Here is a 15,711-nt window from a genome sequence, read left to right on the forward strand (position 1 = left end):
AGAGAGGTGCGACAGCACGCCGCCTGGGCGGGTGAGAGACGTTCACGGCGGCCCGGCGCCGGTTCTGTCCGGCGGCGTCCGCCGGGCTCGGTCAGCGGTTGCGCGGGTGATTGCGGCCCGAACGCTCGTTGCCGCGCTTGTAGTTGCCGGTCCAGCGGGCCATGACCTCCTGGGGGTCACCGGCCTCGACCTCGTCGAGGAACTTCGCGGCGCGCGGACCCCGCAGCGTGGCGGCCTCGCGGCCGTGGTGGGAGATGTAGACGGTGCCGTTGAGGCGCTTCTGGTAATGGAAACCTTCGGGTGCGGGCATGCCAACGATCTCAGCAGACGCCGGTGATCACGGCAATCGGATTAGTGACGGGACGGGCCGCGCCCAGGCGTGCCCGGGCCGACCGGGCCGCCGACCGGTCACACCACCGAAAACGGCCCGGTCCGCGCCGTCGCGCGAGCCGGGCCGTCGGTGTACGTCGGGAACTAGGCCCCCGCGATCGAGCGCAGCGCGTCGGCGCGGTCGGTGCGCTCCCAGGTGAACTCGGGCAGCTCACGGCCGAAGTGTCCGTAGGCGGCCGTCGCGCGGTAGATCGGGCGCAGCAGCTGCAGGTCGCGGATGATCGCGGCCGGGCGCAGGTCGAAGACCTGGTGCACGGCGTCCTCGATCCGCTCCAGCGGCACGGTCTCGGTGCCGAAGGTGTCGACGTAGAGGCTCACCGGGTGCGCCTTGCCGATCGCGTAGGCGACCTGCGTCTCGCAGCGCTCGGCCAGACCGGCGGCGACCACGTTCTTGGCGACCCAGCGCATCGCGTAGGCGGCCGAACGGTCCACCTTGGACGGGTCCTTGCCGGAGAAGGCGCCGCCGCCGTGGCGGGCGTAGCCGCCGTAGGTGTCGACGATGATCTTGCGGCCGGTCAGACCCGCGTCGCCCATCGGGCCGCCGATCTCGAAGCGACCGGTCGGGTTGACCAGGAGCTTGTAGTCCGACACGTCCAGGTCGAGGCTCTCGACCTCTTTGGCGATCACGTGCTCGGCGATGTCGGGCGTCATCAGCGATTCGAGGGAGATGTCCGGCGCGTGCTGGCTGGACACGACGACCGTGTCGAGCCGCACCGGGCGGTTGCCCTCGTAACCGATGGTGACCTGGGTCTTGCCGTCGGGACGCAGGTAGGGGACGGTGCCGTCCTTGCGGACCTGCGTCAGCCGGCGCGAGAGCCGGTGGGCCAGCGCGATCGGCAGCGGCATCAGCTCGGGCGTCTCCTGGCAGGCGAAGCCGAACATCATGCCCTGGTCGCCGGCGCCCTGGAAGTCCAGGTCGTCGCCGGACGAGCCGTCGCGGGACTCGACGGCCTTGTCGACGCCCTGCGCGATGTCGGCCGACTGCGAACCGATGGAGATGCTCACGCCGCACGAAGCGCCGTCGAAGCCCTTCTTCGACGAGTCGTAGCCGATCCGCAGGATCGTCTCCCGAACGATCGTGGGAATGTCGGCGTAGGCGTCGGTGGTCACCTCACCCGCGACGTGCACCTGACCGGTCGTGATGAGCGTCTCGACGGCCACCCGGCTGGCCGGGTCCTGTTCGAGAAGGGCGTCGAGCACCCCGTCGCTGATCTGGTCGGCGATCTTGTCCGGGTGACCCTCGGTGACAGACTCCGACGTGAAAAGGCGTGCCACGGCGCTCCTTAGGGTTCTTGATTGTCCGATTGAAGTCTAATCCGACGCCACTCCGCCCCCTTGCGGCGCTACGCCGTGTGCTGTGAACCGGCGTAGTCCGCGTGGACCCTACGCCGGGCGACTACAGTCCGGGTCCGCCGGATCGCCGACGGGCGCGACACCCACGGCGGCGTCGAGCACGGCGTCGGCCACGCGGTCCTTGCTCATCGCCGGCAGCGTGGCCAGCACACCCGCCGGGGTGATGAGCGTGACCGTGTTGTCGTCGACGGCGAAGCCCCTGCCGTCACCGACGGCGTTGAGCACCGAGAGATCGGCCTTCTTCCGCGCGAGTTTCGCCGCGGCGTACTCCAGCGCGGTCCCGGCCTCGGCGGTCTCCGCGGCGAAGGTCACCAGAATCTGCCCCGGGCGTTTCGCGGCGCCCAGTTCGGCGGCGATGTCGGGGTTCTCGGTGAGTTCGAGGGTCGGGGCCGCTTCGCCCGCCACTTTCTTGATCTTGGCCTCGGCGTAGTTCGCGGGCCGGAAGTCGGCGGGAGCGGCGGCCATGACGATGATGTCGGCGCTCGCGGCGTGCGCGACGACCTCGTCGCGCAGCTGCGCGGTCGTCTCGACGCGGGTGACCTTGGCCCCGGCCGGGACGGGCAGCGCCACGTTGGCCGCGACGAGCGTGACCTCGGCGCCGCGGGCGATCGCCGCGCGGGCGATGGCGTATCCCTGCTTGCCGGAGGAACGGTTCCCGATGAAGCGGACCGGGTCGATGGGTTCGCGCGTGCCGCCGGCGCTGATCAGAACGCGCTTGCCGGCCAGGTCGGGCTCGCCGGGCCGGTCGAGGAGCCGGATCGCGGCGGCGAAGATCTCCGCCGGGTCGGGCAGGCGGCCCGGGCCGGTGTCGGCCCCGGTGAGGCGCCCGACGGCCGGATCGAGGACGACCGCCCCGCGCGAGCGGAGGGTGGCGACGTTGTCGACCGTCGCCGGGTGCTGCCACATCTCGGTGTGCATGGCCGGCGAGTAGAGCACCGGGCACCGGGCGGTCAGCAGGGTGTTGGTCAGGAGATCGTCGGCGAGGCCGTGCGCGGCCTTCGCGAGCAGGTTCGCGGTCGCCGGGGCGATGACGACGAGGTCGGCGTTCTTGCCGATCCGCACGTGCGGGACCTCGTGCACGTCGTTCCAGACCTCCGTGGCGACCGGCTGCCCGGAAAGGGCCTCCCAGGTCGGCGCGCCGACGAAGCGCAGGGCGGCCTCGGTGGGCACCACACGTACGTGGTGCCCCGACTCGGTGAACAGCCGGAGCAGTTCACAGGCCTTGTAGGCGGCGATCCCGCCGCCCACACCGAGGACGATGTTCTTCGCCCGCGAAGGCGCCTTAGACGTCGGCACCGTCGGTGCGCTCGGTGATCAGCAGGTCCTGGTCGATCTCACGCAGCGAGATCGACAGGGCCTTCTCCTGCGGGGTGGTCTCCACGAGCGGGCCGACGTACTCAAGCAGGCCCTCGCCGAGCTGGCTGTAGTAGGCGTTGATCTGCCGGGCGCGCTTGGCCGCGAAGATCACCAGCTGGTACTTCGACGGCGTCTTCTCCAGCAGGTCGTCGATCGGCGGGTTGGTGATGCCGATGGGGTTCGCGATGGTTCCGGACACGTGTGATCAGCCTCGAATTTCCGCTGCGGTACGCCACAGTGCGTGCGATGCGTGCAAAGTGACGCGTACTTCAGCCAACGTGGTTGCCGTTGGCCACGGGAGCCCTGGTGGGCGAACCGAGCAAGCTTACCAACTCGGCCGTGGCCTGTTCCACCGAGACGTTGACGATGGTGTGGTCGAACTCCGCCTCGGCGGCCAGTTCCTCCTTGGCGGCGGCGAGCCGGCGGGCGATCGTCTCGCGATCCTCGGTGCCGCGCCCGGTGAGCCGGCGGACCAGCTCCTCCCAGCTCGGCGGGGCGAGGAACACCAGCTGCGCCTCGGGCATCGCGATCCGGATCTGCCGCGCGCCCTGGAGGTCTGCCTCCAGCACGACGGGAAGTCCGGACGCGAGCTGATGCTCGACCGGTTTGCGGGGTGTCCCGTAGAGGTTTCCCGCGTAGTTGGCCCATTCGAGGAACTCGCCACCGGCGATGGCGGCTTCGAACTGGGACCGTTCGTAGAAGTGGTAATGGACTCCGTCGACCTCACCGGGGCGGGGTTTCCGGGTGGTGGCGCTCACTGAATGCCAGACCCATGGGTACCGCTCGCGAATAAGGGCCTTCACGCTGCCCTTGCCGACGCCTGACGGTCCCGAAAGGACCGTCAGGCGTGCCGCCGTCGGGCGGTGTTCGTCAAAGCTCACGGATCGTTTCTACCGGATGCCTAGGCTTCGGCTTGTCCGAACTCGGCAAGAAGCGCCCTGCGCTGGTGCTCACCGAGGCCACGAAGGCGACGGCTCTCGGCGATCTTGAGCTTTTCCATGAGCTGCGCGGCCCGGACCTTGCCGATACCGGGGAGCGCCTCCAGTACAGCCGACACCTTCATCTTGCCGACGATGTCGTCCTCGATCTTGCCGAAGACGTCCGACAGCGTGGTGGTGCCCTGCTTGAGTTGGTCCTTCAGCTCTGCGCGAGCCTTGCGGGCGGCAGCGGCCTTCTCCAGCGCGGCTGCGCGCTGCTCGGGGCTAAGCGACGGGAGCGGCACGAGGTCTCCTTGGGTTGACTTGTCATCCGGATCCGTGGGTTCACACTCTCACGACCCGGACCGGGCAGGTTGTTTACCCAGCGCCGGAAACCTAGCGGTCGCAAAGGGGTTCCCGCAATCCGGGGTGGCCTCCGACAGGCCGAAAGACTGCCCGGACTCACCGTCGCAGTGCCGAACGGCACTCGTCAAGGGTCCTGGCGACGGCCTCTTTGATGGCCGCCGGACTCGGTCCCTGCCGGGCGATTTCGCGGGAATAGGACGGAATTGCCGCCGCCGCCGCGCGCCCGAGAACGCGTTTGAGGTCACTCGGCTTCCCGCCCTGGGCACCCATGCCCGGGACCAGGATCGGTCCATTGATCTTCATCAAATCGTGAGCGGAGTCACTCTGTGGTGTGGCGTGGGTGATGCCGTGTGTGTGCTCTCGCACAGCGGTGATCGACCCCGAGTTCTCGGCGCACGCGCCCTTCACGGTGGCCCCGATGACGGCTCCGATCGAGCCCAGGGGCTCGGCGTCCTCGTTCACCGCCGCGATATCGTCCACAATGGACTGAGCCACGGTGCGGCCGTCGGAGCGCCGCGCGCGCTGCACCGAGGCGCCCTCCGGGTTGGACGTCAGCGCGAGCACGAACACGCCCCGGTTGTGCGCCTCGGCGAGATCGAACATGGGCGTGAGCGAACCGAAACCGAGGAAGGGGCTCGCGGTCACCGCGTCACACGAGAGGGGGCTCGCCGGGTCGAGGTAGGCCGACGCGTAGGCCGACATCGTCGAGCCGATGTCGCCGCGCTTGGCGTCGATGATCACCAGGGCACCGGCGGCGCGGCACTCGGCCACGACCTTCTCCAGGACCGCGATGCCCTTGGAGCCGAAGCGCTCGAAGAACGCCGACTGCGGCTTGACGAAGGCGGCCGTGTCGGCCACCGACTCGACCATGGTCCGGCAGAAGCGCTCCAGACTGGCCACGTCGTCCGACAGGCCCCAGTGCCTCAGCAGACCCGCGTGCGGGTCGATGCCCACGCACAGCGGCCCGCGTTTGGACAGCGCCTTGTGCGCTTTCGCGCCGAAAGTCTTGTCAACCACGAAAGGTCGTCTCCGTTCAAGATCGGTCGCGCGCGTCCAGCGCGATCCGCCGGGGCAGGGAAGGGCCGTGGTAGATGAACCCGGTGTAGAGCTGCACCAGACTGGCACCGGCGTCGAACATCCGCGCCGCCGCGTCGGGCGTGTCGATCCCGCCGACACCGATGATCGGCAGCTTCCCGCCGGTCTCACGATGCGCGAAGGCGACCACGGCACGCGCCCTGGCACCTAGTGGACGCCCCGACAGCCCGCCGGGTTCCACACCGCGCGGACGGTCGGTCTCGGCGAGACCGTCGCGGGAGAGGGTGGTGTTGGTGGCGATGAGGCCGTCGACGCCGACCTCGCCGCAGACTTCGAGGACCTCGGCGATGGCGTGCTCGGTCAGATCGGGCGCGATCTTGACCAGCAGCGGCTTCACCTTGGCCGGTGCGCCCGGTGAGGTGCTCGCCAGGCGCCCGCCCTCCTCCCGGAGTGCCGTGAGCAGGGTGCGCAGCTGACCGGCGTCCTGGAGGCCGCGCAGGCCGGGTGTGTTGGGCGAGGAGACGTTGACGGCGAAGTAGTCACCGAACTCGTGCAGGACCCGCAGGGAGGCGAGGTAGTCGCCGACGGCGTCCTCCAGTGGCGTCACCTTCGACTTGCCGAGGCTGATGCCCAGCGGCACCGGCAGCGGCTCCAGGTCGGCGAGACGCGCGGCCAGGGAGATCGCTCCCCGGTTGTTGAAGCCCATCCGGTTGATCAGGGCCTCACTGGCCGGGAGGCGGTAGAGGCGCGGGCGCGGGTTTCCCGGCTGGGGACGCCAGGTGACCGTCCCGACCTCGATGAAGCCGAAGCCGAGGGACGGCCAGGCGTGCAGGGCGCGGCCGTCCTTGTCCATCCCGGCGGCGAGGCCGACGGGGTTGGGGAACTTCAGGCCGAAGACCTCGGTGGGGCAGGCGCGGGCGTTGAAACCGACGAGGGCCTCGCGCAGTCTCGGCCGGTTCGCCAGCCGGGACAGCGCCCACATGGTGCGCTCGTGGGCGTCTTCGGGGTCGGCGCCGCCGAACTTGAACAGCAGTGGGCGCAGGACCTGGCGGTAGAGCACCGGTGACCTCCTCGTGGATGGCCCGGCGCCCCGGGGTCGTTCCCGGGGCGCGCGGGCGTCGGATCGCCCGCCCTCAGGCGGCCGGGGCATCGTCGGTTCCCGCGGCGGCGGCCTCGGCGCGCAGGGCCGCGTGCAGCTTCTGCAGCGGTCGCACGGTCAGGTCGCCACGGATCATCGCCTCGATGCCCATGACGGCCGCGGCGGCGCCCTGGATCGTGGTGATGCACGGGGTGTCGGAGGTGACGGCGGCCGAGCGGATCTCGTAGCCGTCGGTGCGGGGGCCCGCCGAGTTGGTCGGCGTGCTGATGACCAGCGACAGCTCGCCGGAGGCCATCAGTTCGACCGGGTCCGGCAGGGCGTCGGGGCCGTCGGCCTCGGAGTGGCGCCGGACCGGGAGGAAGTCGATGCCGTGGCGGCGCAGGACCTCACCGGTGCCGGTCGTGGCGTAGACGGTGAAGCCGAGGTCGACCAGGCGCTTGACCGGGAAGACCACCGCGCGCTTGTCGCGGTCGGCGACCGACACGAACACGTTTCCGCTGGTCGGGACGTGCCCGTAGGTGGCGGCCTGCGCCTTGGCGAAGGCGTGCCCGAAGGCGGTGTCGATGCCCATGACCTCACCGGTCGACTTCATCTCGGGGCCGAGCAGCGCGTCGACTCCCTTGCCCTCCACGGTACGGAACCGCTTGAAGGGAAGCACGGCCTCTTTCACCGCGATGGGGGCGTGCGGTGGCAAGGCACCGCCGTCGCCGGTGGGCGGCAGCAGGCCTTCGGCGCGCAGTTCGGCGATGGTCGCGCCGAGCATGATGCGCGCGGCGGCCTTGGCGACCTGGACGCCCGTCGCCTTCGACACGAACGGCACGGTGCGGCTGGCGCGCGGGTTGGCCTCCAGCACGTACAGGGTGTCGTCCTTGAGGGCGTACTGGACGTTGAGCAGGCCGCGCACGCCGATCCCGGCGGCGAGCGCCTCGGTGTGGCGGCGGATCTCGGTCATCACCGAGGAGCCGAGGGTGATCGGCGGGAGCGCGCAGGACGAGTCGCCGCTGTGCACGCCGGCCTCCTCGATGTGCTCCATGACGCCGCCGAGGAAGACGTCCTCGCCGTCGCACAGGGCGTCGACGTCGATCTCGATGGCGTCGTCGAGGAAGCGGTCGACCAGGACCGGGTGCTCCGGGGAGATGTCGGTGGCCCGGTTGATGTAGGCGCGGAGGGCGTCGTCGTCGTAGACGATCTCCATCCCGCGGCCGCCGAGCACGTAGGACGGGCGGACCAGGACCGGGTAGCCGATCTCGTCGGCGATCTCCTTGGCCTCCGGGTAGGACGTCGCCGTCCCGTACTTCGGCGCGGGGAGGCCGTTCTCGGTCAGCAGGCGCCCGAAGGCGCCGCGGTCCTCGGCCAGGTGGATCGACTCGGGGCTGGTGCCCACGACCGGTACACCGGCGGCCTTGAGGCGGCGGGCCAGGCCCAGTGGCGTCTGCCCACCGAGCTGGACGACCACGCCGACCACGCCGGGGCCGCCGGCCGCGCGGCCGGACTCCTCCTCGGCGTGGAAGACCTCCAGGACGTCTTCGAAGGTCAGCGGCTCGAAGTAGAGGCGGTCGGCGGTGTCGTAGTCGGTCGAGACCGTCTCCGGGTTGCAGTTGACCATGACCGTCTCGTACCCGGCGTCGCGCAGCGCCATGACCGCGTGCACGCAGGAGTAGTCGAACTCGATGCCCTGGCCGATCCGGTTGGGACCGGAGCCGAGGATGATCACCTTCGGCCGGTCGCTCGGGGCGACCTCGGACTCGTCCTCGTAGGCCGAGTAGTGGTACGGGGTGTTGGCGGCGAACTCGGCGGCGCAGGTGTCGACCGTCTTGTACACCGGGCGCAGCCCGAGCCGGTGGCGCAGGCGGCGGACGCCGTCCTCACCGGCGAACTCGGGCCGCAGCGCGGCCAGCTGGACGTCGGAGAACCCGGCCCGCTTCGCCCGGCGCAGCAGCGCCTCGTCGAGGACCGCCGCGGCGGCGATCTCGTCGCGCTGTTCGAGCAGCGCGGCCAGCTCGTCGACGAACCACGGGTCGATGCCCGAGGCCGCCGACACCTCGGCGACGCTCGCGCCGAGGCGCAGCGCGCGTTCGGCGGTGTAGAGGCGCCCGTCGTGCGGGGTCTTCAGGGCTTCGAGGGAGTTCTCCTTCGTGGCGCCCTTGGGGTCGGGCTTCGTCCACAGGCCGGGCGTGCCGGTCTCGGCCGAGCGCATCGCCTTCTGCAGGGCCTCACCGAAGGTGCGGCCGAGGGCCATGGCCTCGCCGACGGACTTCATCGTCGTGGTCAGCACCGGGTCGGCGCCGGGGAACTTCTCGAAGGCGAAGCGCGGGATCTTCACCACGATGTAGTCCAGGGTCGGCTCGAAGGCCGCCGGCGTCGCCTTGGTGATGTCGTTGGGGATCTCGTCGAGGGTGTAGCCGATGGCCAGCTTCGCGGCGATCTTGGCGATCGGGAAACCCGTCGCCTTCGAGGCCAGCGCCGAGGACCGCGACACGCGCGGGTTCATCTCGATGACGACGATGCGGCCGTCTTCGGGGTTGATCGCGAACTGGATGTTGCAGCCGCCGGTGTCGACGCCGACCTCGCGCAGCACGGCGATGCCCAGGTCGCGGAGGGCCTGGAACTCCCGGTCGGTCAGCGTCATCGACGGGGCGACGGTCACCGAGTCACCGGTGTGCACGCCCATCGCGTCGACGTTCTCGATGGAGCAGACGACCACGACGTTGTCGTTGCGGTCGCGCATGAGCTCCAGCTCGTACTCCTTCCAGCCGAGGACGCTCTCCTCGATGAGCACCTCGGTGGTCGGGCTCTCGGCGAGGCCCGTCCCGGCGATGCGCTCCAGGTCGGCGTCGGTGTGGGCCATGCCCGAACCGAGCCCGCCCATGGTGAAGCTGGGTCGGATGACGACGGGGAGGCCGAGTTCGGCGACGGTCTCGCGGACCTCGTCCATGCTGTGGCAGACCGCGCTGCGCGGGACCTCGCCCCCGGCGCGGCGGACGACCTCCTTGAACAGCTGGCGGTCCTCACCGCGGCGGATCGCGTCGATGTCGGCGCCGATCAGTTCGACGCCGTACTTGGCGAGGGCGCCCGACTCGTAGAGGGCGACGGCGGTGTTCAGCGCGGTCTGGCCGCCGAGGGTGGCGAGGATCGCGTCCGGCCGCTCCACGGCGATGACCTGCTCGACGAACTCCGGGGTGATCGGCTCGACGTAGGTCGCGTCGGCGAACTCCGGGTCGGTCATGATCGTGGCCGGGTTGGAGTTGACGAGGCTCACGCGCAGGCCCTCTTCGCGCAGGACGCGACAGGCCTGGGTGCCGGAGTAGTCGAACTCGCAGGCCTGACCGATGACGATCGGGCCGGAGCCGATGACGAGGACGTGCTGGATGTCGGTGCGTTTAGGCATTGGCCGGCTCCTGCCGTGCGAGTTCGGCGAGCCGGTCGAACAGGTAGTCCGCGTCGTGCGGGCCGGCCGCCGCCTCCGGGTGGTACTGGACGGAGAAGGCGAGCACCTTGCCGTCCTCGTTGGACAGTCGAAGCCCTTCGACGACGTCGTCGTTGAGGCAGATGTGGCTGACCTCGGCCGTCCCGTAGGGGGTGGCGAAGGTCGTGCCGGACTCGGGTGCCTTGACCGCGAAGCCGTGGTTGTGCGCGGTGACCTCGACCTTGCCGGTGGCGCGGTCGAGGACGGGCTGGTTGATGCCGCGGTGGCCGTAGCGGAGCTTGAAGGTGTCGAGCCCGAGGGTGCGGCCGAGGACCTGGTTGCCGAAGCAGATGCCGAAGACCGGCACCCCGCGTTCCAGCAGCGCCTTGGTGAGGGTCAGGTCGGCGGTCGCCGGGTCGCCCGGTCCGTTGGACAGGAACACCGCGTCGGCGCCGACGGCGAGGACGTCGTCGACGGTCGAGGACGCGGGCAGGACGTGCGTCTCGATACCGCGCTCGGCCATCCGGCGGGGCGTGTTGCGCTTGATGCCGAAGTCGATCGCGGCGACCTTCAGGCGGGTCTCGCCGTCGGCGGGGACCACGTAGGGCTGACGCGTGGTGACGTCGGCGAGGAGGTTCGCGCCGGCCATCTGCGGCGAGGCGGTGACCTTGCGCAGGAGGGCGTCGGCGTCGGTGTCGACGCTGGAGATCCCGGCGCGCATGGCACCGCGCTCGCGGAGGTGGCGGGTCAGGGCGCGGGTGTCGACGCCGCAGATCCCGACGATGCCCTGCGCGGCCAGTTCGTCCTCAAGGGACCGTTTCGCCCGCCAGTTGGAGGCGGTTCGCGACGCCTGGCGCACGACAAATCCGGCGACCCAGATGCGGGACGACTCGTCGTCCTCGTCGTTGACGCCGGTGTTGCCGATGTGCGGGGAGGTCATCGTGACGATCTGCCGGTGGTACGACGGGTCGGTCAGGGTCTCCTGGTAACCGGTCATGCCGGTGGAGAAGACCGCCTCGCCGAGGGTCTCGCCGACGGCGCCGTAGGCCTCGCCGCGGAAGACGCGACCGTCCTCCAGCACGAGTACGGCCGGGGCTCGTCTGGTCATTTCGTGGCCTTTCCATCCAGGACCGTCGCTTCACCGCGCAGGAAGGTCGCCCGCACCGTCGCGGGGAACGTCATGGCGGAGTACGGCGTGTTGCGGCTGAGGCTGGCCAGTTCGTTCGGGACGACGGTCCAGCTCGCGTTCGGGTCGATCAGGGTGAGGTTGGCGGGGACGCCCGGGGCCGGGTCGAGCCCGTGGCCCTCCAGCCCGGCGATGCGGGCGGGCGTGCGCGACATGCGCTCGGCGACGCCGTCCCAGTCGAGGAGACCGGGTTCGACCATGGTCTTGACGACGATGGACAGCGCGGTCTGGAGCCCGAGCATGCCGGGTCGTGCCGCGGCCCACTCGCATTCCTTGTCCTCGGCGGCGTGGGGGGCGTGGTCGGTGGCGACGGCGTCGATGACGCCTTCGGCGAGACCGGCCCGCAGGGCCTCGATGTCGGCGTCGGTGCGCAGGGGCGGGTTGACCTTGTTGACCGGGTCGTAGGTCGCGGCCCGCTCGTCGGTGAGGAGCAGGTGGTGTGGGCAGACCTCGGCGGTGACGCGCCAGCCCTTGCTCTTGGCCCAGCGCAGGATCTCCACGGATCCGGCGGTGGAGACGTGGCAGACGTGCAGGCGGGAGTCGACGTGCCCGGTGAGTAGGCAGTCGCGGGCGATGATGGCCTCTTCGGCGACCGCGGGCCACCCGGCGAGGCCGAGTCGCGCGGAGTACTCGCCCTCGTGCATCTGGGCGCCACCGGTCAGGCGCGGCTCCTCGGCGTGCTGGGCGATGACGCCGCCGAAGGCCTTCACGTACTCCAGGGCCCGCCGCATCATCTTCGGGTCGGCGACGCAGAAGCCGTCGTCGGAGAAGATCCGCACCTTCGCCGCCGAGTCGGCCATGGCGCCCAGTTCGGCCATCTGCTCGCCGGCGAGGCCGACGGTGACGGCGCCGATCGGCTGGACGTCGACGAGCCCGGCGTCCCGGCCGAGGCGCCAGACCTGCTCGACGACACCGGCGGTGTCGGCGACCGGCGAGGTGTTCGCCATCGCGCAGACCGCGGTGTACCCGCCGAGGGCGGCGGCGCGGCTACCGGACTCGACGGTCTCGGCGTCCTCACGGCCCGGCTCGCGCAGGTGGGTGTGCAGGTCGACCAGTCCGGGGAGCGCGACGAGGCCGCTCGCGTCGAGGATCTCGGCGCCCTCGGGCGCGTCGAGCCCTTCACCGACGGCGGTGATCACGCCGTCGGTGATGGCGATGTCGGCGTTCCGGCGGCCGAGGACGGACGCGTTCTTGATAAGCCAGCTGTTCACTGCTTCCCTCTCACGGCTCACTCGCCGGCTCCTTTTTCACCCGACAGCAGCAGGTAGAGCGCCGCCATCCGTACCAGTACTCCGTTGGCGACCTGCTCGACGATCGCCGACCTCGGCGAGTCGGCGACCTCGGGCGCGATCTCCATCCCCCGTACCATCGGGCCGGGGTGCATGACCAGGGCGTCGTCGGGCAGCAGCCCGGCGCGCCGGACGTCGAGGCCGTAGCGCCGCGAGTACTCGCGGACCGACGGGAAGAAGGAGTCGGTCATGCGTTCACGTTGCACCCGCAGCATCATCACGACGTCGGTTTTCGGCAGAACCGCGTCGAAGTCGTACTCCACCCCCGCGGGCCACGACTCGACCCCGACGGGCAGCAGCGTCGGCGGCGCGACCAGCGTCACCTCGGCGCCGAGGGTGTTGAGCAGCAGGACGTTGGAGCGGGCGACGCGGCTGTGCAGGACGTCGCCGACGATCGCGACGCGCAGTCCTTCGAGACGGCCCATTCGCTCACGCATCGTGTACGCGTCGAGGAGGGCCTGCGTGGGGTGCTCGTGTGTACCGTCGCCGGCGTTGAGGACGTGCCCGTCGACCCACTGCGCGAGCCGGTGCGCGGCACCGGAGGCGGGGTGGCGGATGACGACGGCGTCGGCGCCCATCGCCTGGAGCGTCCAGGCGGTGTCCTTGAGGCTCTCACCCTTTGAGACGCTGGAGCCTTTCGCGGAGAAGTTCACCACGTCGGCCGACAGGCGCTTCGCCGCGGCCTCGAAGGAGACCCGGGTGCGGGTGGAGTCCTCGTAGAAGAGGTTGACCACGGTCCGGCCCCGCAGGGTCGGGAGCTTCTTGACCTCGCGTCCCGACAGCGCGGCGCCGAGCTGCCGCGCGGTGTCGAGCAGCAGCGTGGCGGTGTCGCGGTCGAGGTCGGCGGCGGAGAGCAGATGGGTGATCACTTGTCGCCTCCGGTGCTCGGCTTCTGCGGCTCGCCCCCGGCGAGGAGGACGGCGTCACGGTCGTCGACCTCGCGCAGGAGGACGCTGACCTTCTCGCTGTGGGAGGTGGGGATGTTCTTTCCGACGTAGTCGGCGCGGATCGGCAGCTCACGGTGGCCGCGGTCGACGAGCACGGCGAGCTGGACCTGGAGCGGACGGCCGACGTCGTAGAGCGCGTTGAGCGCGGCCCGGACGGTGCGGCCGGAGTAGAGGACGTCGTCGACGAGGATCACGCGGCGTCCGTCGATGCCGCCGGACGGCACCGAGGTCGGCCCGAGCGGGCGGGCGCCGCGCAGTCGCAGATCGTCACGGTAGAGGGTGACGTCGAGTGCTCCGTGGGGGACGTCGACGCCTTCGAATGAGCGGATGCGCTCGGCGAGACGTACGGAGAGGGGTACGCCCCGGGTGGGAATTCCCAGCAGCGTCACCTCGCGCGCGCCACGAGTTTTTTCCAGTATCTGATGCGCGATGCGGTCGACGACTCGGCCTATATCGGCTTCGGACAGCAGCTCTCGGGATGGTTCGGGCGTGTTTCGGACACGGTCCGCCATTCCGACCTCCCTTCCCCGCCTCACTGGACGGTCCCTTAAAGGTGATCGCCACGGAGCCTAACAGCGGGTTGAACGGCGGCCTTGCGCGGACCGGATGACCTGCGCCACTTGACCGGGGCACCCCCACCCGCCTAACCTCACTCTCCGTAGTGAAAACTGGGGTCCCCCCAACCTCGACAAGACTGGAGTCCTAGTCAATGCCGTCTGAGTACGCCAAGAGTCTCGGCAACCGCCTCCGCCAGATCCGGCAGCAACAGGGCCTGTCGCTTCAGGGTGTGGAGGAGAAGTCGGCCGGCAAGTGGAAGGCGGTCGTCATCGGCTCGTACGAGCGTGGGGACCGTGCGGTCACCGTCGCCCGACTGGCCGAGCTCGCCGCCTTCTACCGGGTGCCCGTCTCGGAGCTCCTGCCCGAGGGCACGCCCATGAAGTTCGAGCCCGCCGGGAAGATCATTCTCGACCTTGAGGCTCTCTACGAGCACCCCGCCGACGAGGTCGCGCCGATCGCCCGATACGCGCGTGCGATCCAGCAGCAGCGTGGCGACTACAACGGCCGGATGCTCTCGATCCGCGCCGACGACCTTTCCGCGCTCGCCATTGTTTACGACACCACGCCTTCCGGCCTGGTGGAGCGGCTGACCGAGCTGGGCGTGCTGATCAGCGACCCGCACGAGTTCCTCAACCGCGAGAACTGACCCCGTGACATGAGGAGAGCGGGCCCCACGGCAGGGGGCCCGCTCTCTTTACATATGGGTAGAGCCTTACTCCTGGTGCCCGGCGAGGCTGTTGAGGACGCCGTTGATGAACGACGGCGAGTCGTCGGAGCAGAGCGTCTCGGCGAGCTTGACGGCCTCACTGATCACGACCGGGATGTCGACGTCGACCTGGTGGCGCAGCTCGTAGACGGCGACGCGCAGGATGTTGCGGTCGACGACGGGCATGCGGGCCAGGGTCCAGCCGTGGGCCGCGCCGGCGATCTCGAAGTCGATCTCCTTGCGGTACATCGACACGCCCTCGACGAGGACGGTCGTGTACTCGGGGATCGTCGGCATCTCCTTGTCGCGCTCGGCGAGGTCGCGGCGGTCGTCGAGGACCCGCGTGAACGGCAGGTCGCGCTGCTCGGCCTCGTAGAGCACGTCGACGGCACGCTTGCGCGCCTTGCGCCGTGCCGGGAACGACGAGAAGGAGGTCTTACGGTCCGCGGGGGGCCGCTCCTGGTCAGGCACGGCCGAGGTAGCTGCCGTCACGGGTGTCGACCTTGATCTTCTCGCCGGTGGTCAGGAACAGGGGCACGGCCACCTCGGCACCGGTCTCGACGGTGGCGGGCTTGGTGCCGGCCGAGGAGCGGTCGCCCTGGAGGCCGGGCTCGGTGTAGGTCACTTCGAGGACGACGGAGGTCGGCAGCTCGACGTAGAGCGGGACGCCCTCGTGCATGCCGATGGTCGCCTCGGCCTCGGGGAGGAGGTACTTCGAACCGTCGCCGACGGTCTCCTTCGAGACCGGGATCTGGTCGTAGGTGTCGGTGTCCATGAAGATGAAGTCGTCGCCGTCGACGTAGAGGAACTGGTAGGTCCGCTTGTCGACGGTGGCCGTGTCCACCTTGACGCCCGCGTTGAAGGTCTTGTCGACGACCTTCCCGGACAGCACGTGCTTGAGCGTGGTCCGCACGAACGCACCGCCCTTGCCGGGCTTGACGTGCTGGAACTTCACGACGGTCCACAGGCCGCCGTCGATGTTCAGCACCAGACCGTTCTTGAGATCGTTCGTGGAAGCCATGCTCGCGGGTGTCTCTTTCAGTTGAGAAGCTACGGACCGACAGGCAAGTGTACCGACCTGTACGGGCCTCGGCCGTACCGCC

The 15,711-nt window shown here is 70.0% G+C and carries 16 protein-coding genes; 1 reads left to right on the forward strand and 15 read right to left on the reverse strand.

From position 1 onward, the window contains the following. Positions 1–91: 91 nt before the first annotated feature. From HNR73_RS36015 to pyrR, 13 genes are all read right to left on the reverse strand, one after another. Positions 92–310, reverse strand: coding sequence for a hypothetical protein (locus HNR73_RS36015; RefSeq protein WP_184792539.1), 219 nt, complete (start codon positions 308–310; stop codon positions 92–94). A gap of 164 nt (positions 311–474) precedes the next feature. Beyond that, positions 475–1,665, reverse strand: a complete 1,191-nt coding sequence (gene metK / locus HNR73_RS36020; RefSeq protein ID WP_184792540.1) for a methionine adenosyltransferase — start codon at positions 1,663–1,665, stop codon at positions 475–477. A 108-nt stretch (positions 1,666–1,773) separates the two neighbouring features. Next, positions 1,774–3,039 carry a bifunctional phosphopantothenoylcysteine decarboxylase/phosphopantothenate--cysteine ligase CoaBC gene (coaBC, locus tag HNR73_RS36025; protein WP_239122330.1) on the reverse strand — a complete coding sequence of 422 codons (1,266 nt, stop codon included), beginning with the start codon at positions 3,037–3,039 and terminating at the stop codon, positions 1,774–1,776. Then, positions 3,026–3,298, reverse strand: a complete 273-nt coding sequence (gene rpoZ, locus HNR73_RS36030) for a DNA-directed RNA polymerase subunit omega (RefSeq protein ID WP_184792541.1) — start codon at positions 3,296–3,298, stop codon at positions 3,026–3,028. Before rpoZ ends, coaBC begins: the two co-directional genes overlap by 14 nt. A gap of 70 nt (positions 3,299–3,368) precedes the next feature. Then, a complete protein-coding gene (gmk, locus tag HNR73_RS36035) occupies positions 3,369–3,980 on the reverse strand; it encodes a guanylate kinase (RefSeq protein ID WP_184792542.1) in 612 nt (203 codons plus the stop codon). A 20-nt stretch (positions 3,981–4,000) separates the two neighbouring features. After that, positions 4,001–4,321 (reverse strand): integration host factor, actinobacterial type, encoded by a 321-nt coding sequence (mihF, locus tag HNR73_RS36040; protein ID WP_184792543.1) that lies wholly within the window; start codon positions 4,319–4,321, stop codon positions 4,001–4,003. A 157-nt stretch (positions 4,322–4,478) separates the two neighbouring features. Next, positions 4,479–5,399, reverse strand: a complete 921-nt coding sequence (gene pyrF, locus HNR73_RS36045) for an orotidine-5'-phosphate decarboxylase (RefSeq protein WP_184792544.1) — start codon at positions 5,397–5,399, stop codon at positions 4,479–4,481. Positions 5,400–5,415: 16 nt separating this feature from the next. Then, positions 5,416–6,477, reverse strand: coding sequence for a quinone-dependent dihydroorotate dehydrogenase (locus HNR73_RS36050; RefSeq protein ID WP_184792545.1), 1,062 nt, complete (start codon positions 6,475–6,477; stop codon positions 5,416–5,418). Positions 6,478–6,550: 73 nt separating this feature from the next. Continuing rightward, positions 6,551–9,904: a carbamoyl-phosphate synthase large subunit gene (gene carB, locus HNR73_RS36055; RefSeq protein ID WP_184792546.1), complete on the reverse strand. Its 3,354-nt coding sequence runs from the start codon at positions 9,902–9,904 to the stop codon at positions 6,551–6,553. Continuing rightward, positions 9,897–11,030: a glutamine-hydrolyzing carbamoyl-phosphate synthase small subunit gene (gene carA, locus HNR73_RS36060; protein ID WP_184792547.1), complete on the reverse strand. Its 1,134-nt coding sequence runs from the start codon at positions 11,028–11,030 to the stop codon at positions 9,897–9,899. The genes carB and carA overlap by 8 nt, the downstream gene beginning before the upstream one ends. Then, entirely contained in the window at positions 11,027–12,319 is a 1,293-nt protein-coding gene (locus tag HNR73_RS36065; RefSeq protein WP_184792593.1) for a dihydroorotase, read from the reverse strand. Before HNR73_RS36065 ends, carA begins: the two co-directional genes overlap by 4 nt. Positions 12,320–12,336: 17 nt before the next feature. Continuing rightward, positions 12,337–13,266, reverse strand: coding sequence for an aspartate carbamoyltransferase catalytic subunit (locus HNR73_RS36070; protein WP_203686832.1), 930 nt, complete (start codon positions 13,264–13,266; stop codon positions 12,337–12,339). Further along, the gene (gene pyrR / locus HNR73_RS36075; protein ID WP_184792548.1) at positions 13,263–13,856 is read right to left on the reverse strand and encodes a bifunctional pyr operon transcriptional regulator/uracil phosphoribosyltransferase PyrR; all 594 of its coding nucleotides are present in this window, start codon (positions 13,854–13,856) and stop codon (positions 13,263–13,265) included. The genes HNR73_RS36070 and pyrR overlap by 4 nt, the downstream gene beginning before the upstream one ends. Positions 13,857–14,053: 197 nt before the next feature. Here pyrR and bldD point away from each other — a divergent pair, with 197 nt between their 5' ends. Next, positions 14,054–14,548 carry a transcriptional regulator BldD gene (bldD, locus tag HNR73_RS36080; RefSeq protein ID WP_184792549.1) on the forward strand — a complete coding sequence of 165 codons (495 nt, stop codon included), beginning with the start codon at positions 14,054–14,056 and terminating at the stop codon, positions 14,546–14,548. Positions 14,549–14,614: 66 nt separating this feature from the next. Here bldD and nusB read toward each other — a convergent pair whose 3' ends face one another. Then, positions 14,615–15,079 carry a transcription antitermination factor NusB gene (nusB, locus tag HNR73_RS36085; RefSeq protein WP_184792595.1) on the reverse strand — a complete coding sequence of 155 codons (465 nt, stop codon included), beginning with the start codon at positions 15,077–15,079 and terminating at the stop codon, positions 14,615–14,617. Beyond that, positions 15,072–15,629: an elongation factor P gene (gene efp, locus HNR73_RS36090; RefSeq protein ID WP_184792550.1), complete on the reverse strand. Its 558-nt coding sequence runs from the start codon at positions 15,627–15,629 to the stop codon at positions 15,072–15,074. The genes nusB and efp overlap by 8 nt, the downstream gene beginning before the upstream one ends. Between the last annotated feature and the right edge of the window lie 82 nt (positions 15,630–15,711).

The organism is Phytomonospora endophytica (assembly GCF_014202425.1).
Lineage (GTDB): Bacteria > Actinomycetota > Actinomycetes > Mycobacteriales > Micromonosporaceae > Phytomonospora > Phytomonospora endophytica.